Annotated in this window: 17 protein-coding genes and 2 pseudogenes; 10 read left to right on the forward strand and 9 right to left on the reverse strand. The window is 69.3% G+C overall.

Annotated features, from left to right (window positions below; genetic code table 11):
* The first annotated feature begins 1,081 nt into the window (after positions 1-1,081).
* A pseudogene (locus tag IPN47_23995) lies at positions 1,082-3,753 on the forward strand (pyruvate, phosphate dikinase).
* 92 nt (positions 3,754-3,845) lie between these two features.
* On the opposite strand, the gene IPN47_24000 reads toward IPN47_23995, so the two are convergent.
* From IPN47_24000 to IPN47_24030, 7 genes and pseudogenes are all read right to left on the reverse strand, one after another.
* Complete coding sequence (locus IPN47_24000; protein MBK9411042.1) at positions 3,846-4,085, reverse strand: hypothetical protein; 240 nt, start codon at positions 4,083-4,085, stop codon at positions 3,846-3,848.
* A 484-nt stretch (positions 4,086-4,569) separates the two neighbouring features.
* On the reverse strand, positions 4,570-4,998 hold the full coding sequence (locus tag IPN47_24005) for a hypothetical protein (protein MBK9411043.1): 429 nt from the start codon (positions 4,996-4,998) through the stop codon (positions 4,570-4,572).
* Positions 4,999-5,130: 132 nt separating this feature from the next.
* Positions 5,131-5,535, reverse strand: coding sequence for an ABC transporter permease (locus tag IPN47_24010; protein ID MBK9411044.1), 405 nt, complete (start codon positions 5,533-5,535; stop codon positions 5,131-5,133).
* Between the two features lie 421 nt (positions 5,536-5,956).
* Positions 5,957-6,151 carry a hypothetical protein gene (locus IPN47_24015; protein MBK9411045.1) on the reverse strand — a complete coding sequence of 65 codons (195 nt, stop codon included), beginning with the start codon at positions 6,149-6,151 and terminating at the stop codon, positions 5,957-5,959.
* A 5-nt stretch (positions 6,152-6,156) separates the two neighbouring features.
* On the reverse strand, positions 6,157-6,498 hold the full coding sequence (locus tag IPN47_24020) for a PadR family transcriptional regulator (GenBank protein MBK9411046.1): 342 nt from the start codon (positions 6,496-6,498) through the stop codon (positions 6,157-6,159).
* A gap of 138 nt (positions 6,499-6,636) precedes the next feature.
* Entirely contained in the window at positions 6,637-7,041 is a 405-nt protein-coding gene (locus tag IPN47_24025; GenBank protein ID MBK9411047.1) for a DUF779 domain-containing protein, read from the reverse strand.
* Positions 7,042-7,055: 14 nt separating this feature from the next.
* Positions 7,056-8,608 (reverse strand): annotated as a pseudogene (locus tag IPN47_24030) (aldehyde dehydrogenase).
* Between the two features lie 156 nt (positions 8,609-8,764).
* Between IPN47_24030 and IPN47_24035 the strand changes: the two are divergent.
* The 7 genes from IPN47_24035 (at position 8,765) to IPN47_24065 (ending at position 17,367) form a co-directional block, all read left to right on the forward strand.
* Positions 8,765-9,472: a hypothetical protein gene (locus tag IPN47_24035; protein MBK9411048.1), complete on the forward strand. Its 708-nt coding sequence runs from the start codon at positions 8,765-8,767 to the stop codon at positions 9,470-9,472.
* Positions 9,435-10,202: a hypothetical protein gene (locus IPN47_24040; GenBank protein ID MBK9411049.1), complete on the forward strand. Its 768-nt coding sequence runs from the start codon at positions 9,435-9,437 to the stop codon at positions 10,200-10,202. The genes IPN47_24035 and IPN47_24040 overlap by 38 nt, the downstream gene beginning before the upstream one ends.
* A gap of 336 nt (positions 10,203-10,538) precedes the next feature.
* Positions 10,539-11,858, forward strand: a complete 1,320-nt coding sequence (locus IPN47_24045; GenBank protein ID MBK9411050.1) for an acyl-CoA dehydrogenase family protein — start codon at positions 10,539-10,541, stop codon at positions 11,856-11,858.
* A gap of 380 nt (positions 11,859-12,238) precedes the next feature.
* Positions 12,239-14,059 (forward strand): response regulator, encoded by a 1,821-nt coding sequence (locus tag IPN47_24050; protein MBK9411051.1) that lies wholly within the window; start codon positions 12,239-12,241, stop codon positions 14,057-14,059.
* Positions 14,060-14,322: 263 nt separating this feature from the next.
* Positions 14,323-14,511 (forward strand): hypothetical protein, encoded by a 189-nt coding sequence (locus IPN47_24055; protein MBK9411052.1) that lies wholly within the window; start codon positions 14,323-14,325, stop codon positions 14,509-14,511.
* 346 nt (positions 14,512-14,857) lie between these two features.
* Positions 14,858-15,595: a response regulator transcription factor gene (locus IPN47_24060; protein MBK9411053.1), complete on the forward strand. Its 738-nt coding sequence runs from the start codon at positions 14,858-14,860 to the stop codon at positions 15,593-15,595.
* Between the two features lie 2 nt (positions 15,596-15,597).
* Positions 15,598-17,367, forward strand: coding sequence for a HAMP domain-containing protein (locus tag IPN47_24065; GenBank protein MBK9411054.1), 1,770 nt, complete (start codon positions 15,598-15,600; stop codon positions 17,365-17,367).
* A gap of 906 nt (positions 17,368-18,273) precedes the next feature.
* Here the strand turns inward: IPN47_24065 and IPN47_24070 are convergent.
* A complete protein-coding gene (locus IPN47_24070; GenBank protein MBK9411055.1) occupies positions 18,274-18,804 on the reverse strand; it encodes a hypothetical protein in 531 nt (176 codons plus the stop codon).
* Between the two features lie 357 nt (positions 18,805-19,161).
* Here IPN47_24070 and IPN47_24075 point away from each other — a divergent pair, with 357 nt between their 5' ends.
* Positions 19,162-19,581: a helix-turn-helix transcriptional regulator gene (locus IPN47_24075; protein MBK9411056.1), complete on the forward strand. Its 420-nt coding sequence runs from the start codon at positions 19,162-19,164 to the stop codon at positions 19,579-19,581.
* Positions 19,582-19,641: 60 nt separating this feature from the next.
* Here the strand turns inward: IPN47_24075 and IPN47_24080 are convergent, their stop codons facing one another.
* Entirely contained in the window at positions 19,642-20,928 is a 1,287-nt protein-coding gene (locus IPN47_24080) for a cytochrome P450 (GenBank protein MBK9411057.1), read from the reverse strand.
* Positions 20,929-21,144: 216 nt separating this feature from the next.
* Between IPN47_24080 and IPN47_24085 the strand changes: the two genes are divergently transcribed.
* The gene (locus IPN47_24085) at positions 21,145-22,533 is read left to right on the forward strand and encodes a hypothetical protein (GenBank protein ID MBK9411058.1); all 1,389 of its coding nucleotides are present in this window, start codon (positions 21,145-21,147) and stop codon (positions 22,531-22,533) included.

Here is a 22,533-nt window from a genome sequence, read left to right on the forward strand (position 1 = left end):
CGCCGTCGGTCGAGCGGTAGATCTCGCGCTCCGCCGTCCCCTTCCATCGGTCGCCCTGCGCCGCTAATGCAGACGACGTCACGGTTGTTGGGACGCACCCGCATTGCCGAGATCTGGCGAAGCGTGGCGGCGAGCCCCACGTTGACCCACGTCTTCCCTTGGTCGGTAATTTTGCAGACGCCGCCGTCGCCGTAGGTCGACGATCGCCCGCGGATCGCATGCTCGCCGCTCCCCCACGTAGATCACGTTGGGGTTTGACGGGCGATCGCGATGGCGCTGATGGTGCTCGGGTCTTGGAAGTAGCTGTTTGAGATGTTGCGCCACGACAGCCTGGCGTTGTCGGTGCGCCAGAGCCCGCCCCCGGTGTAGCTGACGAAGTACGTCAGCGGGCTGCGACGGGATCCCGACGATGGCGTTCGCGCGTCCTCCGCGCGACGGTTTGATGCGTTACGCCACGAGATCGCCTGAAAGACGCTCGTGTCGAAGGCGGTGACGGCCGGCGCAGCGGGCGCCAGTTCCGGCTCGTTCCTTCTGCGCGGCGACGAGGGTCGGGAGGCTCGCACTCGCCAGCGAGCACGGAGACAGCGCGAGGCGGGTGCCATGCAGACGTGCGGTGGACATCTGGAGCGGGTGTGGCAGGGTGGACGGACAGGGACACACGGCGTCGGTGGCGCACGCGCGCGTAACGAACACTGGGCGCGACGTGCCTGCGTGGCGTGAAGGCACGTCGGCAACATGATAACGCAGCAGTCGAGGGGCCGGTGTTGGCCGGCGTTCGCTCCCCCCTCGATTCACCGAGCGCCCGCGCCATCGAGAGGCGCGGCGCTAGCGCGAACGGTGGAACGGCCTGCGAAAAGGTACGCCAACAAATACCCCACACCCATCGGGACACCGCTGACAGCCTGGGCGTCGGATCCCTTCCTTCCATGGTGGCGCGCGCGTTGCGCCCACTGGGTGCGCCGTACGCGCCTGCTCGAATGGTCTCACCCAGGGTGTCCGTCATGACCCCCGCTGCTTCCACTCCTCGACTTCCAAGTACGTCTACGTCTTCGGCACCTCGCGCACCGAGGGAGCCGCCTCCATGAAGAACCTGCTCGGCGGCAAGGGGGCCAACCTCGCCGAGATGTGCCGGCTCGGCATTCCCGTCCCCTCCGGCTTCACCATCAGCACCGAGGCCTGCACCATCTACACGGAGCAGGGCGCTGCCGCCCTGGCCCCTCATCGAGGCCGAGGTCAAGGCGGGGCGTCGCCTTCTGTCGAGCAGGAGATGGGGCGCACCTTCAACTCGGCTGGACCCGCTGCTCCTGTCGGTGCGCTCCGAAGCGCGCCCGGGCGTTTGATGCCGGGGATGATGGACACCGTCCTCAACCTCGGCCTCAACGAGGAGACGGTGAAGGGGGCCATACCCTGCCCCGGCAACCCGCGCTTGCTCTGGGACTCGTACCGCCGCTTCGTGCAGATGTACGGCGACGTGGGTGATGGGTGCCTGGCCGGTGTCTGGCGAAGAGCACGACCCCTTCGAGCCTGTCCCCATCGAGCGATGAAGGAGAAGAAGGGGTCGAACTCGCCACCGACCTCGACGCCGACGACCTCCAAGGAGCTTCGGTGGCGCGCTTCAAGGTCTAGCTCATCCGCGCCCGCATCGCGCGACTCCTTCCCACCGACCCGTGGGAGCAGCTCTGGGGCCCGGCCGCCGCGGTGTTCGAGAGCTGGAACAACGAGCGGGCGCGCATCTACCGTGAGCTGAACGACATCCCGGTGTCGCGGGGCACGGCGGCGTCAACGTGCAGGCGATGGTCTTCGGAAACCCGGGGAGCAGCCGGCGCGACCGGCGTCGCCTTCACGCGCGACGCCGGGACCGGCGAGGACCCGTTCAACGGCGAGTGGCTGGTGAACGCGCAGGGTGAGGGACGTTGTGGCCGGCATCCGCACGCCGCAGCAGATCTCGCGCATCGGTTCGCGCCGCTGGGCCGAGTTGGCGCGCGGAGCGAGGCAGAGCGCCTGGCGAAGTAGTCCGTCGCTCGAGGAGCTGATGCCGGCGCTGTACGGAGGCACTTGGCTTCCGCGAGCACACGCTGGAGAACCACCGCGACATGCAGGACCTGAGTTCACCATCCAGGAGGAATTTTTGGATGCTGCAGACGCGCACGGCAAGCGCAATGGCGCTCGCCATGGTGCGCATTGCCAGCGGAGATGCTGCAGCAGGGGATGATCGACGAGAAGACCGCGCTGGGGCGCGCGACGCCCGAGCGCCTCAACGAGCCCTGCATCCCATCTTTGACAACAAGTCACGCCGTGACGCGCGCATCATCGCCTCCGCGGGCTCCCGGCGTCCCGGGGGCGGCGAGCGGGCAGATCGTCTTCTTTGCCGACGAGGCCGAGGAGGGGGCCAAGGCGGGAAAGTCGGTGATCCTCGTCAGGCGGGAGACGAGCCCCGAGGACCTGCGCGGCATGAACGTCGCCAAGGATCCTCACGGCGCGCGGCGGCATGACGTCGCACGCCGCCGTGGTGGCGCGCGGCATGGGGGAAGTGCTGCGTGTCGGGGCCGGCGCCGTGCACGGACCATGGAGGCGCGCACCATGACCATCGACGGCGCCGAGTTCGCCGAAGGGGAGTGGATCTCGCTCGATGGCTCTACCGGCGAGGTCTTTGCCGGCCAGATCGCCACCAGGGACGCCGAGCTGTCGGGGGACTTCGGCGCACTCATGCAGCTGACGGACAAGTACAAGCGCCTGGAGGTGCGCACCAACGCCGACACCCCCGACGAAGCGAAGATGGCGCGCCACCTTCGGCGCCACCGGCATCGGGCTCTGCCGCACCGAGCACATGTTCTTCGAGGGCGGACCGCATCGTCGCCGTGCGCGAGATGATCCTCGCCGATGACGAGGCCGGCAGGCGCAAGGCGCTGGCCAAGCTCCTCCCCATGCAGCGCAGCGACTTCGAAGGGGTTGTTCCAGGAGATGAGGGGCTTCCCCGTCACCATCCGCCTGCTCGACCCGCCGCTGCACGAGTTCGTGCCGCACGACGACGCCGGGCAGAAGGTGATGGCCGCCGATATGAAGGTCTCGTTAGGGAAGATCAAGATGCGCGTCGAGGAGCTGCGAGTTCAACCCGATGCTCGGGCACCGCGGCTGCCGGCTCGGCATCACGTATCCCGAGATCACCGAGATGCAGGCGCGCGCCATCTTCGAGGCGGCGCTCGACGCCAAGGGAAAGGGGTTCGCCCCCCGGGTCGAGATCATGGTCCCGTTGGTGGGAACCGTGCGCGAGTTCAACGCACAGGCCACCGTCATTCGCGCCGTCGCCGCGCAGGTCTTCGCCGAGCGCGGCGAGTCGCTGCACTCATGGTCGGCACGATGATCGAGACGCCGCGCGCGCGCTCGTCGCCGACAGCATCGGCAAGCAGGCCGGAGTTCTTCTCGTTCGGGACCAACGACCTCACCCAGATGACGCTCGGCTTCTCGCGTGACGACGCAGGCCACTTCCTCCCCAAGTACCTGGAGCGCGGGATGTACGAGCACGACCCGTTCCGCTCGATTGACCAGAAGGGGGTAGGGCTGCTGGTGGAGTCGGCGGTTCAGAAGGGAAAGTCCGTGCGCCCGACGCTCGAGGTGGGTGTCTGCGGCGAGCACGGCGGTGACCCCGAATCGGTCGCGTTCTTCCACCGGGCGGGGCTGGACTACGTGAGTTGCTCGCCGTTCAGGGTGCCGATCGCGCGGTTGGCGGCGGCGCAGGCGGCGATCGCCGGGTAGCCGCCTCCGATTGAGGTCAGCGCCTGAGTGGGGGCAGCGTCATCGAGCCAGCTTCTCGATGATGCTGCCCCCGCTTGGCCTCCCCCCATCGCTCACACCTCGGCCCCGACCGCCGTCGCCGGATCGACCCGCAGCGCGCCGCGTCGGAACCCACATCGCCGCCGCCGATGCCACGGCGACCAGCGACACGGCGATCGCCATCCCCACACGTCGTCGGACGCGCTGGCCCCGTGCGCATCGCGAGCAGGAGCCCGCGCCCGCTCCACGCCACCGCCCCCGACCAGGCAGCCGGCGATCGTGATCAGCATCCCCTCCGACATCACGAGGCGCACGATCGCCGATCGGCTCGCGCCAAAGGGCCATTCGCACCCCGATCTCGCGCGTGCGCTGCGCCACGCCGAACGACAGCACGCCGTACAACCCGAGTGTCGCCAGGAGCAACGCACAACAGGCAAAGGCCACCAGGAGGATGCGCGCAAATCGCTGCGGCGCGCGTCCCTCGGCCACGTCCTGGGCCAGCGACGTCGCCTCCGCGGACCCGCACCGTGGGCGACACCTCCTCGATGAGTCGCACCAGCTCGGCGCGCAGCGTGGCCACGTCACCCCGCGCACGCACCACGAGCACGGCGCCGTCGCCCGCGCCATGCCGCGGGAGGACCACCGTCATGCTGTCGCCGGGAATCCATCCCTCCGCCGATCGCTGGTCCTCGATGATCCCAACGACGGTGAACAGTGGATCGGTCCGCGTCAGGCGGAGCCGACGGCCGACAGCGTCTCCGGCGGGCCAGAGGCGGCGGGCGCTCGTGGCGGTGAGCATCACCCTCGCGCAGCGCGGTGTCGCGCGCTGCGACACGCCCGGCGGAGGCGCGTCCCCACGGTCTGGCAGGTAGGCCGAGTCGACCGACAGCGTGAGCACGAAGCGTTCCTGTGACGCCACCGGTGCGCGTCGCCCTCACGGAGGATCTCGCAGAGGCAGCCGCCGAACCCCGGGGCGCCGTCGGCCAGGGCCGCGGCCACGACACCGGGATGCGCACGCACGCGCTCTAGCACCGGCGCCACGCGTGCGTCGATGGCAGCGCTGTCGACGATACCCGGTACGCGTTGCAGCTGGATAGTGAGCAGCGGCGCAACGTCGTAGCCCAATCGCATGCGCGACAGCGTCCATGCCGACTGCACGAGGATAACGCCACCCACCACCAGCGCCACCGATCCGGCGACCTGCAGGAAGGCCAGCGAACGACGCACCTGCTGGCCGGCGCGCCCGGCCGAGATTGGCGACGTTCAGGCACCCGATCACCAGCACCAGGACGACGGCAGCGAGCATCACCTGCAACACGCGCCGTGTCTCCGATCCGGCGCGATCGAGCAGCGGGTCGATCATGGGGACGAGCGAGCGCATCGGGTCGCGTTCACCCAGGCGCGCCTTGGCGGCGGCGACATCGCGCGTGACCTGCGCCAGCGTCGCCCCGGGGCGCAGGACGCCGAGGGCCGCGAGGTAGTTGTCACTGCGCGCCGGAGGTGCGGGAGCCAGAGCTCGGCACGCGGGATAAGCGCGAAGACCGAGGGATCGAAGAGGCGCGGCATCACGCCGATGATGGCGTAGCTGCGCCCGTCAAGCGTGACCGTCTCGCCAATGGCCGACGCGCGCCCGCCGAAGTCGCGCTGCCAGGTGTGCCAGGCAAGCATCGCGACGGGGGCCCCGCCCGTGCCTTCCTCGTCAGGCGCAAAGCTCCGTCCGAGCGCCGGCGCGACGTGCAGGAACTGCAGCAGCCCTCGCGACACCAACCCCACGTCGATCGTCGCCGGAGCGCGCCTCCGCGCACTGTGCGCTTGCGCGCCGCGGCGATCGTCTCGATGCGTTCGAGCGACGGCGTTGCCTCGCGCGCCGCCTCGAGCACGGTGGGGTTCATCGAGACGCGAATCGAGCCATCGCGCGAGGCAAGGCTCACGACGACGAGCCGCTCCACGCCCGGATATGGGAGCGGAGCGATGAGCATCCGCCGCATCACGCTCGCGAGGGCCACCGTGGCCCCGATGCCGACGCCGAGGGTGGCGACGGTGGTGAGCGTGAAGAGCGGGCGCGCAGCGTGCGACGCACGGCGTACGCGACGTCCGCCCGCAGCGCCCCGCAGCGTCGCGCCATTGCGACCGGCGCTGCGCGCGATGCTCCGTCTGGCGCAGCGCGCGGCGGGCCGCGTCGACGTCACCGAACCGCGCGCGGGCCTCGCGCGCCGCTTTCGTCGGCGCTGCGCCCATACGATCGCAGTTCCTGTTCGCGCATTTCGAGGTGGAAGCGCAGCTCGTCGTCCACGTCGCGCGCGATCTGCGCCTGCGTGCGCGTGGGCCAGCGCAGGAGACGGCGCCAGCTGCGGTCCGAGTCGCGTCCGCCTGGTCGCATGGGTGTCACGCCCCTTCGGTCGCGTCGAGGATGCGCAGCACCGCCTCGGCGTAGGCGCGGAAGGTGCGCACCTCGGCCGCCAGCTGGCGTCGTCCGGCGGGGGTGAGGCGGTAGAACTTCGCGCGCCGGTTGGACTCGGAGACCCCCCACTCCGCCTCCACCGCCCCGGCCGACTCGAGGCGATAGAGCGCCTTGTAGAGCGCCGCATCCTCGATGGTGAACGTGTCGCGCGAGCGCGACTCGATGCGTCGCGAGATCTCGTATCCGTGGAGGGGACCGAGGACGAGCGACTTGAGGATGAGCACGTCGAGCGTGCCGTGGAGGAGTTCGTTCGGCGATCGTGGCATTGTTTGACCTCACCAGGTGAGGCCAAGTCTATGCCACACCTGGTGAGGCGTCAAGGGACGGGCGTCCGGTGCGCGTGCCGTCGTTGTGCGGTGCGAGCGCGTGCGGCGAGCGTCACAACCGGTCGGCGCCCAGGGCAGTTAGGGCGGCGGCGGCGATCCGCCGCGGTCGCCACGCGGCACGGGGCACGCATCCAGCCACGCCTGCTCGGCCGCGTCGAAGACCCGCGAACGCGTGAGAAAGCGCATGCCTAACGGCGCCTCGAGCGAAAAGCCCGCCCCGCGCCCCGGCACCACGTCGATCAGCAGCTGGGTGTGGCGCCACGCTTCGAACTGCAGACCGCCGATATAGACCGGCGTCCCGACCACGTCACCCAGATGCACGTCGCGCTCCCCGATACGGAACTCGCCACGCGGATAGCACATCGGCGCGCTCCCATCGCAGCATCCGCCGGATTGGTGGAACATGAGCGGGCCGTGCTGCGCTTCCAACGCGCGCAGCACGGCCGTCGCTTCCGGGGTGATGCCTACCCGTTCGACGTTCATCACCCGGCTCGACCTCAGAAGAAGCCCAGCTTCTTGGGGCTGTAGCTCACCAGCAGGTTCTTGGTCTGCTGATAGTGGTTGAGCATCATCTTGTGGTTCTCACGCCCGATCCCGCTCTGCTTGTAGCCGCCAAACGCCGCGTGCGCGGGATACGCGTGATAGCAGTTGGTCCACACACGCCCGACCTTGATGCCGCGACCCATGCGATATGCCGTGTTGATGTCGCGGCTCCACACGCCAGCGCCCAGCCCGTACAACGTGTCATTGGCGATGGCGAGCGCATCATCGAAGTCCTTGAACTTCGTCACCGAGACCACGGGGCCGAAGATCTCTTCCTGGAAGATCCGCATCTTGTTGTGCCCCTCGAACACCGTCGGCTGCACGTAGTAGCCGCCCTGCAGCTCGCCCTCGTGCACGCGGCGGGCGCCGCCCGTGAGCACGCGCGCCCCTTCCTGCTTCCCGATCGCGATGTAGCTCAGGATCTTCTCGAGCTGGTCGTTCGACGCCTGCGCGCCGATCATCGTCGATGCATCGAGCGGGTTCCCTTCCACGATCGCCTTCGTGCGGGCCACGGCGCGCTCGATGAAGCGGTCGTAGATGGACTCCTGCACCAACACGCGCGACGGACAGGTGCACACCTCGCCCTGGTTGAGCGCGAACATCGCGAATCCTTCGAGCGCCTTGTCGAAGAAGTCGTCATCGGCGTCCAGCACGTCGGCAAAGAAGACGTTCGGCGACTTGCCGCCGAGCTCGAGCGTCACGGGGATCAGGTTCTCCGACGCGTACTGCATGATGAGGCGACCGGTGGTCGTCTCGCCGGTGAAGGCGACCTTGGCGATGCGCGGCGACGAGGCCAACGGCTTCCCGGCCTCCACCCGAAGCCCTGCACCACGTTCACCACGCCACTCGGCAGGATGTCGGCGATGAGCTCCATGAACGCCATGATCGACACCGGCGTCTGCTCCGCCGGCTTGAGCACGACGCAGTTCCCGGCTGCCAGCGCGGGCGCCAGCTTCCACGCCGCCATGAGCAGCGGGAAGTTCCACGGGATGATCTGCCCCACCACACCTAACGGCTCCTGGAAGTGGTAGGCGATCGTGTCGTGATCGATCTCCCCGATGCTCCCTTCCTGCGCCCGCAGCACGCCGGCGAAGTAGCGGAAGTGATCGATGGCGAGCGGAAGGTCGGCCGCGCGCGTCTCGCGAATCGGCTTGCCGTTGTCGATCGTCTCGATCACTGCCAGCGTCTCGAGATGCTGCTCCATCCGGTCGGCGATCTTGTTCAGGATCACCGCCCGGTACGACGGCGACGTCGTCCCCCAGCTCACGAAGGCGGCGTGGGCCGCGTCCAGCGCCCGGTCCACGTCCTCGTGGGTCGAACGGGCGATCTCGTTCAATGGCTGCCCGGTCAACGGCGACACGTTCGTGAAGTACTGCCCGCGTGCCGGCGGACAGTACTCGCCGCCAATCCAGTTCTCGTAGCGCGCACGAATCGGGACGGCCGTCGTGAAGGACTCCGCGGAGCGGGGCAACGTCGCGTTCGCGACGGGGTCGGTTGTGATCGCCATCTGTGCCTCGGTCGGTGTAGGTAGGGCCTCGAACGTGGCGCCACATTACGATCGCCTTGATTGACACGACAATCACCCTGCGACAAATGTCGCGTCGTGATCCTGGAAATCCCTGCTTGCCTGCGTGCCCTCGCTGGCAGGTAACCTTCCAGCACCGTGGATCCGCCATTTCAGGCTGAGTACCGGAGTGTGATGTCGCAGATGGAGTTGGTCCCCGTTGCTGACGAGGCGCAGCGCGCCGTCACGCGGTCGTGGAGTGTGTTCGTGGCGCGCAGGCCCCTTCCGGACGAGGGCGCCGAGGTCGTTGGCGACCGTTCGGTACGGTCGCTCGTGCGCGACTCGTGGCATCGCAGTGTCGCCGCCCAAGTCGCCCCATCGCTTGCCTCGGCCCCCGTCGCGCTGGAGCCGTCGGCCCTCGCCGTCACGTGCGAGGAATCCGACTGGTTCGGCACCGCGCATCGGGCCGTGGCCCAGCAGTTGAGCACGTTTGCCGGCGACGGTCACATCGTGACGCTCTTCGACGCCGAGGGGTCGATGCTCGCCGCCGAGGGCGATCCGCACGCCCTCAACCGGATGGCGGAGATCAACTTTGCCCCCGGCGGCAACTGGGCGGAGACGCGCGTCGGCACGAACGGCCCGGGAACCGCACTCGAGACCGGAGCGCCGACCCACATTGTCGGCGCCGAGCACTTCTGCGAACGGTGGCAGGCGTGGCATTGCGCCGCCGTCCCCGTGCGTGACCCCGCCACGCTGTGCGTGATCGGCGCCGTCGACATCAGCGGCTTCCGCGAGCAGGCACATCCGCACACTCAGTCTCGCCCTCGCGTTGGGCCTCGCGATCGAGCAGACACTCGCCGCGCGTGAACTGGCGCGCCGATACCTGATGCTCGAGTCGTTCCATGCCCTCGTCGCCCGCTATCCGGGTGACAGTGTGCTGGCCATCGACCGCGGCGGCCGCGTGCTCACACACTCCCCGGCGTTCCCCGCCGATGCGGCGCACGCCTGCGCGCACCTCGTGCGCACGATGCCGTTTGTGCTGACCAGCGACCCGGCCGGGGCGCCGCTCTCGCTGGGACCGGACCGCTCGGCGCTCTGGTTCCCCGTGCGGCAGGGACCCACCGTGGTCGGCGGGTGCTTCATCGTCCCCGGCGGGCCGCTTCCGCGCGGCAGTGAAGGAATCGCGTTCGAGCGCGGCGAGGTGCGCGTCCATGCTCGGCGCTTCTTCGAGGCCGGGGCACGCGAGATGGGACGTCTGCGACTCGAGATCGACGCAGACGTATACGACGCGATGCAGGCGTATCACTGGCCGGGAAACGTGAAGGAGCTCAAGCAGGTCGTTCGCCGCGTCCTCAACAGTTGTGGGGGGCGTATCACCCTGCAGCATCTGCCGCACGCCATTCGCGAGGCGTGGGCGGGGGCGACCGATCACTTGTCCTCCCCCATCGACGACGAGGACGCGCGCCTCATGCAGGTGGTGCGCGAGTCGCGCACGATGGCCGAGGCGGCGGCCAAGCTCCAGATCACGCGCAGTACGCTCTACCGGCGCATGGAGCGGTACGGGCTCAAGCCCAAGCGGGTGGTGGGGCGGCAGTAGCGGCGCGGGGCGCGGCGGCGGAGCGTCTCGGCGCCGGGTTCGCGCGCGTTGGGGTCAGTGTCATCGAGCAGGTGGTTCGATGACGCTGACCCCACGCTGTGCCGGTGTGCGTGCGCCAATCGGCGCTACCCAGTTTCGCGCCCCCGTTCTCGGCCCCACCCGTGCGCCACGCCCCCCTTCCCCGTAGACTGCCATCAGTCCGCGTCGCACGCCCGCCGTCTCCCTGGCTGTCGCCATGACCGCTTCCGCCCCGACCGACTCGCGCCCCCACCTCGCCTCCCCGACGAGAACCCCTCGTTCATCAAGGGGCTCTTCCTCGGCGAGATCCGCGAGGAGATGGTCTTCCCCTTCCCGACGCTCTCCGCCGACGAGAGGGAGTCGCTCGACGCCATCCTCGATGCCTTTCGCTCCTTCGCGAAGGACCACATCGACATGAAGAAGCACGACCACGACGGTCGCTTCCCGGATGCGATGCGCGAAGGGTTCCACGCGTTAGGGCTGATGGGGCTCAACATCCCGGAGGCCTACGGCGGCTTCGGCGCCTCGGCCACGGTCTTCAACCGTGTGTTCGGCGAAATCGGCGCCACCGATCCGGCGCTCGCCGTCTATTTCGGCGCCCACCAGTCCATCGGCTGCAAGGGGATCACCCTCTTCGGCACCGAGGAGCAGAAGCAGCAGTACCTCCCGCGCTGCGCCTCGGGCGAGCTGGTCGCGGCCTTCTGCCTCACCGAGCCAGGCTCGGGTTCCGACGCGCAGGCGATGAAGTGCTCTGCGACCCTCTCGGCCGATGGCAGCGAGTACCTCCTCAACGGAACGAAGATCTGGATCCCCAACGCGGGCTACGCCGGACTCTTCACCGTCTTCGCCAAGGTCCCCATCGTCGTGGACGGGAAGCCGAAGGAGCGCGTGACGGCCTTCATCGTCGAGCGCGACACCCCCGGCGTCTCGCTCGGCAAGCTCGAGGAGAAGATGGGGATCAAGGCGTCGGACACGCGCTCGGTCATCTTCGACAACGTGCGCGTTCCGGTTGCCAACCGTTTGGGCGACGTGGGGCAGGGCTTCAAGATTGCCCTCGAGATCCTCAACTCCGGACGCCTCGGCCTCGCCGCCGGCTCGGCCCGCGGGACGCGCCAGATCATGAACGAGGGGATCGCCTACGCCAGGCAGCGCGAACAGTTCGGGCGCCCCATCGCCTCGTTCGAGATGCTGCGCCGCAAGATCGCCCTGGCCGCCGCCGAGTGTTATGCCGCCGACGCCGCATGGTTCCTGACGGCGGGAATGGTCGACCGCGGTGGCGTCGACTTCTCGCTCGAGACCGCCGCCTGCAAGGTCTACAATTCCGAGATGGCCTACCGCGCCTCCAACGAAGGGTTGCAGATCGCCGGCGGGATGGGCTACTCCAAGGAGTTCCCCTTCGAGCAGAGCGTGCGCGACTCACGCATCATGCTCATCTTCGAGGGACCAACGAGATCCCTCCGTGCCCTCATCGCCCTCATCGGGGTTGCAGCAGCCGGGCGAACGGCTCAAGGCGCTCGGCAAGGCGCTGCAGGACCCCATCAATGGCTTCCGAGCCATCTCGTCGTACCTCGCCGGGCGCGCGCGGAGCACACTCAACAAGCCCGACTTCACGAAGGTGCACCCCGCCTTCGAGGATGAAGCCGAGCTCGTCGCCTCGCAGATCCACGCCCTCGCGCGCGCGGTCGAGTCTGCCCTCCGCAAGCACGGCAAGGCGATCATCGAGCGCCAATACGTGCAGGAGCGCCTGGCCAACGCCGCCATCGACCTCTACCTGAGCATCGCCGCCCTCTCGCGCGTGACCTCGGAGCTGGAAGCGGTCGACGGAGACGTGACGCGCGTGGCCAACGAGGTGGATTGCGCGCGCGTCTTCATACATATGGCCTATCGACGCACGCGCCGCGCCCTCAAGGCGCTTTCGCATCAACCAGGACGCCCGACTCGACACCATTGCCGCGCGCGCCGTCGACGCCGTCGACCTTGGCACCGCTCGCACCAACGGATCGTTAGGCCGGCGGGTCATGGAAACCATGGGAGGGGGCGGGGCGGGCGACGGTGGGCACGACATTCCCCGCGGGGCATCAACACCGGCCGATCGTGTCGATTGGTCGCCGCTGTGGATCGCACTGGTATACGCCGCGCTCGGGATCCTCTGGATCGTCTGGTCCGACGCCGTCGTCCTGGCCATCGTGCTGGACCAGGAGGCGCTCACACGACTCCAGACGTACAAGGGATGGTTCTACGTCATCGCCAGCGCCGTGCTCATCTATGTGCTTGTCCGGCGGCGATTGAACGCGCTGAGCGCCGCCGTCGCCGGGGAGCGCCGCGCCGCCCGCGAGCGTGAACGACTCGTCACCATCCTCGAGGCCACGACCGACCTCGTCTCGATCATCACCCCCGACGCCAGGTTGCAGTACCTCAACGCCGCGGGGCGACGCCTCCTCGGCATCGCCCCCGACGAGCCGCTGGAGCGCTTCAACTCGGCGCAGTTCCTCGCGCCCTCCGAGCTGCATCGCCAGCACGACGTGCGCGCGCTCACCGCGGGGGTCGGTGTCCTCGAGCTCGAGCGCGAACTGCAGCGCGTGGATGGGAGCACGGTGCAGGTCTCCCAGGTCCTCCTCGTGCACAAGGACGCGACGGGACGCGTCGAGTTCATCTCGACCATTGCCCGCGACATCAGCGACCAGCGCCGGCAGGAGCAAGCCCTCCGTCAGGCGCAAAAGATGGAAGCCGTCGGGCGACTGGCGGGGGGCGTCGCCCACGACTTCAACAACCTGCTCACCGTCATCCTCAACTGCGGCGAATCGCTGGCGCAGTCGCTCCCGGCCAGCGACGAACGGCGCGAGGAGGCGATCGAGATCGTCCACGCCTCCCAGCGCGCCGCCCGCCTCACGCGCCAGCTCCTGGCCTTCTCGCGACAGCAGGTCATGGAGGCGCGCACCATCGACGTCAACGCGGTCGTGCGCGACCTGCTCGTCATGCTGCGGCGCCTGGTGGGCGACAACGTGCAGATCGTCGACCGCCTCAGCGACGCGACGCCCAGCATCGTCGTCGACCCAAACCAGCTCGAACAGGTCCTCGTCAACCTCGTCGTGAACGCGCGCGATGCCATGCCGCGCGGCGGCATTGTCACCATCCGCACCTCCGAGGCACGGGTCGGCGATCAGCACATGGCGGTCCTCGAGGTGCGCGACTCGGGCATCGGAATGGATGAGGCCACGCGCGCGCGCATCTTCGAGCCCTTCTTCACCACGAAGGAGATGGGACAAGGGACGGGACTCGGCCTCGCCACGGTCGCCGGCATCGTCGAGCAGTCTGGCGGTGAAGTCGCCGTCGAGAGCGCGCCGGGCAGGGGGTCGATCTTTCGCCTGCAGTTCCCCGCCGCCCCCTCGGCGGGTGAGCCGACGCTCGTTCCCGGTACGAGCGCTGCGCCGACCCCGCCTATGGGAACCGCCGCGATTCTCCCCGCATCGCCGAGCAGCGGCCGCATCGTCCTCGTCGAGGACCAAGACGCGGTGCGTCAGATGACGGCGCGCATGCTCGCGGCGGATGGCTTCGAGGTCGCGCAGGCACGCTCCGCCGAGGAGGCGTATCGCTTCCTGACCGACGGGCGCGATGTGGCCCTCGTCCTCACCGATGTCGAGATGCCGGGCATCGGTGGTGGTGCGCTCGCGCGCTCGCTGGAGCGCGATGACCGCCGGATCCCCGTCCTGTTCATGTCGGGCTATACGAACGACGCGCTCCTGTTGCGCGGCGCCCTCCCACTCAACGCCTCCTTCCTTCCCAAACCGTTCACCCTCGAATCGTTGCGGCTCGCGGTTCGCCGCGCGATCGAGGGATAAAGGGGGGAGGAGGGGGGAGGGAGCGGGCGGGGAACGGGTGGGCGGTGTCGGCCGAATCGCCCCTCCACCGAGTAGCTCCGTGGGGCGTTCCCGGCGCTCGCGTCGGGCGACTCCCGGAAAACCTACCCGACCGGATGGGAGGCGCCCCATCCGGTCGCCCCCCTCCCTGCGGGGGGGTCCGAGCGCGCCGGAAAGGGACGCGATACACTTGTGAAAAGATTCACAAGCCCCCTCGCGTCCCACTTTCCTTCCGAGCGCATACCATGTCGTACGCCCTCCGCCTCAACGAAATCCCGCACGCGACCTTCGACTCCGAGCAGGCTGCCCGCCGCGCCGTCCGTGAGATGTTCGGCTCCTGCGAGCTCGCCGACTCCGACGCCAACGTCATGTTCTGGCCCTCGGTGAGCGCTCGCGGCCACGTCATGGTCGAGATCAAGCGCATCGCCGCCTAAGGCTGTCTTCGCCGGTACGTCACGCGCTCCGCGCCTGACGCATCGGTTGCTCCCCACAAGGTCGCGGCCGTACGAACCCCACGACCCTTGCCTCATCCGCGCGAGCGGCGTCCGGTTTTCTTCGGCGCCGCTCGCGTTGCTTTTCCCCCCCACCGTGGATTTCTCGGCGCGGGTGACGGCGCTCCCGTGAGGGCACCCGTGCGCCCCCCGCGGTAGGTTCGTCCGACGCGCCAGGGGCGGCGCCGGGCATTCGCGCGCTATCATCCGGGACGCGACGCTCGCCCCCGGTCTCGCACCGCTTGCGGCGCCCCGCGTGCCGTCATCCCGCCCCTCGCCCTCCGCTCCCGTGCGCGTCCTGTTTGCCGAGGATGATCGTCAGCTCCGAGAGTCCGTCGCCCGCGGGCTGCGCGAGGCGTCGTACGTCGTCGATCTTGCGCCTGACGGAACGCAGGCACTCGCCCTCGCCCGGGAGCACCGATACGACGTGGTCATCCTCGACATCCTCATGGCGGGGATGACGGGACTCGACGTCTGCCGAGCGATTCGCGCCGCGGAGAATTCCGTCCCGGTGCTCATGCTCACCGCGCTCGACGCCGTGGAGCAGCGCATCACGGGGCTCGATGCCGGCGCCGACGACTACCTCACCAAGCCGTTCGACTTCGGCGAACTGCTGGCGCGCCTGCGGGCGCTCACGCGGCGGCGCGGCGACGTGCTCTCCCCCGAGCTGATCATCGGCGACCTGGTGATCGACACCACGCGCCACCAGGTGCGGCGTGGCGCGCGCGAGATCCCGCTCACCACGAAGGAGTTCACCTTCCTGCACCATCTGGCGCGACACGCCGGACGTGTGGTGAGCCGCGCCGAGTTGATGGAGCACGTCTGGGAGGACAAGAGCAACACGTATTCGAACATCATCGACGTCTACGCCAGTCGCCTGCGCCGCAAGCTGGAGGAGGGCGACGAGACGCCGCTCGTGGCGACGCTGCGCGGGACCGGCTTCATGCTCAACGTGCCGCCGGGGCACCCGAGCGCGCGCGCGGACGCCGACGGGGAGCGCCCGGACGCCGGGCGCACGCGCGGGTGAGCATGCGCTGGTGGCCGTCGTCGCTGCGCGCGAGGCTCGCGCTCTGGTTCACGATCGTTCTCGGCGTCCCGCTGGTGGCCTTCGCGATCGTGTCGTACGTCGTCTTCGACCGCACACTCCTGACGCGCACCGACCACTTCGTCGAGGACGCCCTGTCGGCGTTTGCCCGCGAGCTGGCCAATGAGCGGCGCATGGCACCAAGCAATGCCGTGGCGGCGCGTACCACGGTGCATGAGGTGCGTTTCGCGCAGTTGCAGGTGGTGATCGCCGACCGCGACGGTCGCGTGCTGGCGTCGAGTGCCGCCGACGACGCGGTGTCGCGCGGTACCGGGACTCCGGACGCCGACGAGGCGCGCGCGCTCGCCGCGGTGGCAGGCGTCGGCGCCGAGGCACCGGCAATGGTCACGCTGACGTCGACTGCGGGGGCCTGGCGCGTGCACGCCCGCCGCGTCACCATCGGCGGCGAACCGTTGCTCCTGGCGGGGATCGCCTCGCTGCGCGACATCGAGGACGTGCTGGCGCGCATCCGTCGCGCCTTCCTCGTGGCCATCCCGCTCCTGCTGGCCGCGGCCGCGGCCGGCGGCTACTTCATGGCCCGCCGCTCGCTGTCGCCGGTTGGGGCCATGGGGGCGCGCGCCGCCGCCATCACCGACGCCAACCTGCACGAGCGCCTCCCCGTCGTCACGCCACACGACGAGCTCGGGGGGCTCGCCGTGGTCATCAACTCGCTGCTCGACCGCCTGGAGCGCGCCTTCGCACAACAGCGACGCTTCATGGCCGATGCCTCGCACGAATTGCGGACCCCGGCGGCCATCCTCAACACCGAGGCGCAAGTCACGCTGTCGCGCCCGCAACGCTCCGAGGCGGAGTATCGCGAGTCGATGGGCGTGATGCAGCAGGCGGCCGCGCGTCTCACGCGCATCGTCGACGATCTCTTTCTCCTCGCGCGCGCCGATGCAGGGCACCTGGTAGCGCGGCATCGCGACCTCTACCTCGACGAGGTCGTGCACGCGGTCACGCGCGCCGTGCGCCCGCTCGCCGAGCAGCGCGGCGTGCGCGTGGAGCTGCTCCCGGTGGTCGATGCACCGTTTCACGGCGACGCCGACCTCCTGGGGCGCCTCCTGCTCAACCTGCTCGACAACGCGATCAAGTTCTCGGTGGGTGGGGGGACCGTCTCAGTCGCCCTCTCGCGGCACGGCGACGCGCGCGGTGGGCGCTACGAGATTCGCGTGGTCGACGACGGCCCGGGGATCGCCCCCGAGGTGCAGGAGCGTGTCTTCGAGCGCTTCTTTCGCGGCGACCCAGCGCGCGGGCGCGTGGAACCGACCGAGACCAGCGGGGCCGGGCTCGGCCTGGCCATTGCACGGCGCATCGCCGAGGCGCACGGCGGCACGTTGCAGCTGGTATCCTCCAGGCCGGGACGCACCGAGTTCTGCCTCTCGTTGCCGACGACCGCGGTGGCAGCGGCAGAAGGCCGCGGTGTCACGTCGGCGCGCGCGGCCAGCGTTAGCGTTAGGCGGACAGCGGCCCAGGCTGCGACGCGCATCGCCCCGCCATCATCGCCCCGCCATCAGCGCACCGTCAGCGCGCCTAACGCATGTAGTCCCGCAACGCGCGCAGCGCCGCCATGCGCGCATCGCGCCAGGCCACGCGCGTCGGCAGCTCCTCCACCGGGAGCGCCGCCCGCATCGCCCCCTGGAGCGTCGCGACGATCTCCGGGGTCACGACCGGTGCCGGCGCCCCGCGCTCGCGCGCCATCTGGTCGAACATGAAGCCATACCGCCCCAAATAGTCGGCAATGCCGCCGGGGGCGTTGAGGTCGACCCCCTGCAGCGGCCCTAACCATGCCCAACGCAACCCGAAACCGTCACGGATGAGTGCATCGACGTCACCCGGCGTCATGACGCCGTCGCGAATCACGCTGAACATCTCGGTGAGCAGCGCCCCCTGCAGCCGGTTCATCACGAAGCCCGGCTGCTCGCGGTTCACCCGCACCGGGACCTGCCCCACCGCGCGCATGGTGGCAAAGGCCTGCGCCACCGCCTCCTCGCTCGTGAAGGGCGCCGGGACCATCTCCACGACCGGGATCAGGTGCGGCGGCGTGGCCGGATGCGCGACGAGCACGCGCCCCCGCCCCGGGAGCTGCTCGGCAAAGCGCGACGCCCCGATGGACGACGTCGAGCTGGCCAGGATCGCCTCGGCCCCGGCCCGTCGATCGAGGTCGGCGAAGAGCGCGGCCTTCACCTCCACGTCCTCTTCCACCGACTCCTGCACCCACTCCGCCCCCTGCAGCGCGTCGTCCAGCGACACGCTCACCTCGATGCGCGAGAGGATCTCCGATGGGGCCACGTCCGGTGCGATGGGGCGCGCGGCGGCCGCCGCCTGCCGCACCCGCTCGTGCAACGACTTCCGTACCTCGGCGTGCCGGGCGAAGACGCGCACCTCCCACCCCGCGCGCGCAAAGACCAGCGCCCACGAACTCCCGATGATCCCCGCCCCGACGATCGCGACGCGACGCCGCTCCGGCGGTACCGCCGCCCCGCTCGCGGGGGTCGCCCGCACCTGACCATCCACCATGTCCAACTCCCGGAAAAACGAAGTGCCCGTGCGACTCAGCACGGGCAACTTCGCCGATCGACCATTCGATCTCCAGTCAGTCGGCCGGGGGCAAGACGCCGCTATCGATCGTCGTCGTCGCTAGTCGTGGCGCGATCGGTCGTCACCTCACCCGCCCGCACCACGGTGTTCCCGTCGGTGTACGCCGAGGCAGCACCGTACTGATAGACGAGCTTTCCGCCCGTGTGCCCCACCTGATACCCGGCGCCGACCAGCGCCAACGCCCCGACCGTCCCCGCCACACGCGCCACCGTTCCCAGCTTCCCCGACGTCAGCCCCACCGCGGCGACCCCCAGGACCCCCAGCGAGAAGAGCAGAAACGCTTCGGCCGCCTCCTCGTGCGTCTCGATCGGGGCCTCCGCGATCACCTGCTCCACGCGCTCGGTCTGCTGTTCACCCGTCTCCACCGCCAGCCAGCTCGACAGCGTGAGGGCGGCGAAGAGCGCGGTGGTGATCCCCCAGGCCTTGAGCGGTCGCGCTCCGCGACCGATGGCGACCATGGTACCGATCGCGAAGAAGGGGAGGAGCACCGACAGCGCGATCGGGAGATGCACGATCGCCGGATGAAGCGGAGTGGGGATGAAAGACTGCATGCGATTCTCTCCTATTGAGGTCAGTCCGAAGTCCGTCTCGTCGATCGAGATGCTCCGATCGCTCGAGTACAAGCTGCGGCCGATCCCATTCCGCTCTCTATCCGACAGGTGACGCGATTGCGGCGGGCAGGTGTCCCTCCGACATTTGCCGGAGTGCCGAAATCCCCCGTCACACCCTTGGCCGCCCCCTTGGCGGACGCCGAAGACGAACCGCTCGAGCCAGACGAGCAGGCGCCGTCTCGTCTCCCACTCCTGGTCATCGCCATCCTGGCGCTGATCGCCGTGGGCGGGACCGTCGACCTGATACTGGACAAGCCGGCGACATTCCTGTCGCTCCATGTCCTGTTCGAGCTGTCGATGGTCCTGTTCAGCCTGTCGACTATCGTGGTGCTGTCTCTGCAGTGGCGCCGTACGTCGACCGAATTGCACGGGGCCAGGCGCACGCTCGAAGCCACGCAGCGCTCGCTCGCGGCGCGCCAGGTGGAACGCGACGCATGGCGCCGCAGCGCCGAGGACGCGCTCGCCGGGCTCGGGGTGGCCATCGATCGGCAGTTCGCCGCCTGGGGACTCACCCCGACCGAGGGTGAGGTGGCCCTGCTGCTCTTGAAGGGCTACGGCCACAAGCAGATCGCCGGATCGACCGGGCGCAGCGAGCGGACGGTGCGGCAACACGCCGTCGCCGTCTATCAGAAGGCCGGGCTCGCCGGTCGCGCCGAGCTGGCCGCCTTCTTCCTGCACGACCTGATGCTGCCCGGCGAGCGCGGAAAGGGGCCCTAGGACGTGCGACGGTCGGCCGCCGCGGGAAGGCGCGTCTCGCGGTAGGCGCGCGCTCCGCCCCTACCGTCGCTCCAACCGCCCCGCCATCCCGTCCTTCGGGCGCAGGGTGATGATCGGGTCGGGGATCGGATCGGGGCCCGGAACGCGGACGCGCCAACGCCGGGTCAGCGTCGCCAGCGCCAGCGTCCCCTCCATCCACGCGAACTGCTCGCCGATGCAGACGCGCGTCCCCGCGCCGAAGGGGAAGTAGGCGAACTTCGGTCGCGACTCGTCAGGCACCGCCCAGCGCTCGGGGGTGAACGCCTCGGCGTCGGGCCACCAGCGCGGGTCGCGATGCACGAGGTACTGCGGCAGGAGAAAGACCGTGCGCGGCGCGAAGGTATAGCCCCCGACCGAATACGTGTCGATGGAACGACGCCCGACGATGTACGCCGGGGGATAGAAGCGCATCGCCTCCGCGAGGACATTCCGCGTGTAGGGGAGGGCGGGCAGGTCGTGCATCGTCGGCAGGCGGCCGTCGGCGAGGACCGCATCCACCTCGGCGTGGAGCGTCGCCTCGACCTTTGGATTGCGGGCGAGGAGGAGCCACGTCCACGTGAGCAGGTTGGCCGTCGTCTCGTGCCCGGCCACGAAGAGCGTGAGCGCCTCGTCGCGAAGCTGCGTGTCGGTCATCCCCGTACCGTCGCCTTCGTCGTCGGTCGCGAGGAGGAGCATCGAGAGGAGGTCACCGCGATCTTCGCCCGACGCACGGCGTTCGCGGATCATGCGATAGATCGTGGCGTCGAGGCGCGCGCGTCCCTTGAGGAAGCGTTGCCGCTTGGGGGTGGGGAGGCGATCGGTGATTGGCGTCAGAAGGCCGTAGCCAAAATCGAAGGCGTCGAAGGCCGCGGTCAGCGCGTCGGCGATCTCCTCCGTCTCACGCTCCACGTCGGCGCTGAACAGCGTGGCCGCCACGATGTTGAGCGTGAGCCGCATCATCTCTTCGTTCACGTCCACATTGGCGCCATCCTGCCAACTGTCGCGCAGTCGCCCCGCCCACTCGGACATCTGCCGCGCGTAGCCTTCGAGTCGCGCGCGATGGAAGGCCGGCTGCAGCAGTCGCCGCTGCCGAAGGTGAAACTCCCCTTCCGAGGTGAGAATCCCCTCCCCCACGAACTGCTTGGCGCGCTCCAGCGCGCGCCCCTTGGTGAACTGCCGCCCGTGCGTCACCAGGACGTCGCGGATATGGTCCGGGTGCGTGAGCATCACCACGCGCTGCGACCCGATGCGAAGGCTGGAGATGTCGCCATTGCGGCGCACCATCTCGCGAAAGAAGCCCAGCCGGTCGCGCGACAGGCGCAGCATCACGTCGCCTGGAAAGCGTGCGCGAGGTCCGGGAGGTGGTGAGAGGCGTGGCGACGGCATGAAAAGGGTGCGGGACGCAGCGGCATAACGTAGCGCGTGCCGGGGCGGTTGCCTACGTGAGCGCCGCGCGCCAACGTTGCCGCCGCGCTGGGCGTTGCCCGAGTGCCGGCGGTCGCGCGCCGCGGCACGTCACCCAGCCCGTCCCGAACCGTACCGCCCATGTTCTCGCTGCGTTCGCTGCTCGTCCTCTCTGCCCCGGCCGTGGCAGCGCTGTCGCTGCCCTTCGCCACCGACTCGACGTCCGGGGGGCGCGTTGCACCTGCCCCGTCGGCGGTCGCCCTCGACTCCGCCCTGCGCGCCGGCTACCGCTGGCGCAACATCGGCCCCGACCGCGGCGGACGATCCATTGCCTCGAGCGGCGTGAAGGGGCGCCCCACCGAGGCGTACTTTGGCGCCGTGGGCGGCGGCCTGTGGAAGACGACCGACAGCGGTGAGAACTGGACGCCGGTCACCGATGGCCTCATCACCGCGGCGTCGGTCGGCGCGGTCGCGGTGAGCGAGAGCAACCCCGACGTCGTCTTCATCGGCACCGGCGAGACCTGCATCCGCGGCAACATCATGCCCGGCGACGGCGTGTATCGCAGCCGCGATGCCGGCAAGACGTGGACGCATGTGGGCTTCAAGGAGTCGCACGGGATCTCGAAGATCCGCATCCACCCGACCAACCCCGACATCATCTACGTCGCCTCCTTCGGCAAGTACTCGGTGCCGAGCGAGGAGCGCGGCGTCTTCAAGAGCACGGACGGCGGCACCACGTGGAAGCGTGTGCTCTTCCGCGACGACAAGACCGGCGCCATCGACATCTCCATCGATCGCAACAACCCCAACGTGCTGTATGCGTCGCTGTGGGAGGCGTATCGCAAGGAGTACCAGATGTCGTCGGGCGGCCCGGGGAGCGGGCTGTTCAAGAGCACCGACGGCGGCGAGACCTGGACCGAGGTCACGCGCAACCCGGGGATGCCGACCGGGCTCGTGGGGCGCATCGGCGTCGCGGTCTCTGGCGCCAACTCCAACCGCGTGTACGCACTGGTCGAGAACGAGAAGGGAGGGTTGTTCCGCAGCGATGACGCCGGCGCCACCTGGACGCTGGTGAACGACAAGCGCGACATCCGCCAGCGCGCCTTCTATTACACGCACGTCTTCGCCGATCCGAACCACGCCGACGTGGTCTACATGCAGAACACGTCGTTCTTCCGTTCCACCGATGGCGGCAAGACGATGACCACGATCGACAACGGGACGCACGGCGACTTCCACGACCTGTGGATCGACCCCGACGTCCCCGAGCACATGGTGGTGGCCAACGACGGCGGCGGTGCCGTCAGCAGCAACACCGGCGGCAAGTGGACGGCGCAGGACTATCCCACCGAGCAGTTCTACCACGCCGTCACCACGACGCACACGCCCTATCACGTCTGCGGTTCGCAGCAGGACAACTCCACGCTCTGCGTCCCCTTCAACTGGAACGCCTCGGCCTTCGGGCTGGGTGCCGGCGGCCGGGCGGCGGCGGCGGCGCGGCCACGGGGGCCCCGCGCGACATCACGTTAG

It is taken from the genome of Gemmatimonadota bacterium, from assembly GCA_016719105.1.
Classification (GTDB): Bacteria; Gemmatimonadota; Gemmatimonadetes; order Gemmatimonadales; family Gemmatimonadaceae; genus SCN-70-22.

Bases quoted from the DNA above. Each gene is read 5' to 3' on its own strand.
- IPN47_24015 (MBK9411045.1), bottom strand. From the start codon at position 6,151: ATGCGACCAGGCGGACGCGACTCGGACCGCAGCTGGCGCCGTCTCCTG.
- IPN47_24020 (MBK9411046.1), bottom strand. From the start codon at position 6,498: ATGCCACGATCGCCGAACGAACTCCTCCACGGCACGCTCGACGTGCTC.
- IPN47_24025 (MBK9411047.1), bottom strand. From the start codon at position 7,041: ATGAACGTCGAACGGGTAGGCATCACCCCGGAAGCGACGGCCGTGCTG.
- IPN47_24045 (MBK9411050.1), top strand. From the start codon at position 10,539: ATGGTCTTCCCCTTCCCGACGCTCTCCGCCGACGAGAGGGAGTCGCTC.
- IPN47_24050 (MBK9411051.1), top strand. From the start codon at position 12,239: ATGGAAACCATGGGAGGGGGCGGGGCGGGCGACGGTGGGCACGACATT.
- IPN47_24055 (MBK9411052.1), top strand. From the start codon at position 14,323: ATGTCGTACGCCCTCCGCCTCAACGAAATCCCGCACGCGACCTTCGAC.
- IPN47_24065 (MBK9411054.1), top strand. From the start codon at position 15,598: ATGCGCTGGTGGCCGTCGTCGCTGCGCGCGAGGCTCGCGCTCTGGTTC.
- IPN47_24070 (MBK9411055.1), bottom strand. From the start codon at position 18,804: ATGCAGTCTTTCATCCCCACTCCGCTTCATCCGGCGATCGTGCATCTC.
- IPN47_24075 (MBK9411056.1), top strand. From the start codon at position 19,162: ATGGTCCTGTTCAGCCTGTCGACTATCGTGGTGCTGTCTCTGCAGTGG.
- IPN47_24085 (MBK9411058.1), top strand. From the start codon at position 21,145: ATGTTCTCGCTGCGTTCGCTGCTCGTCCTCTCTGCCCCGGCCGTGGCA.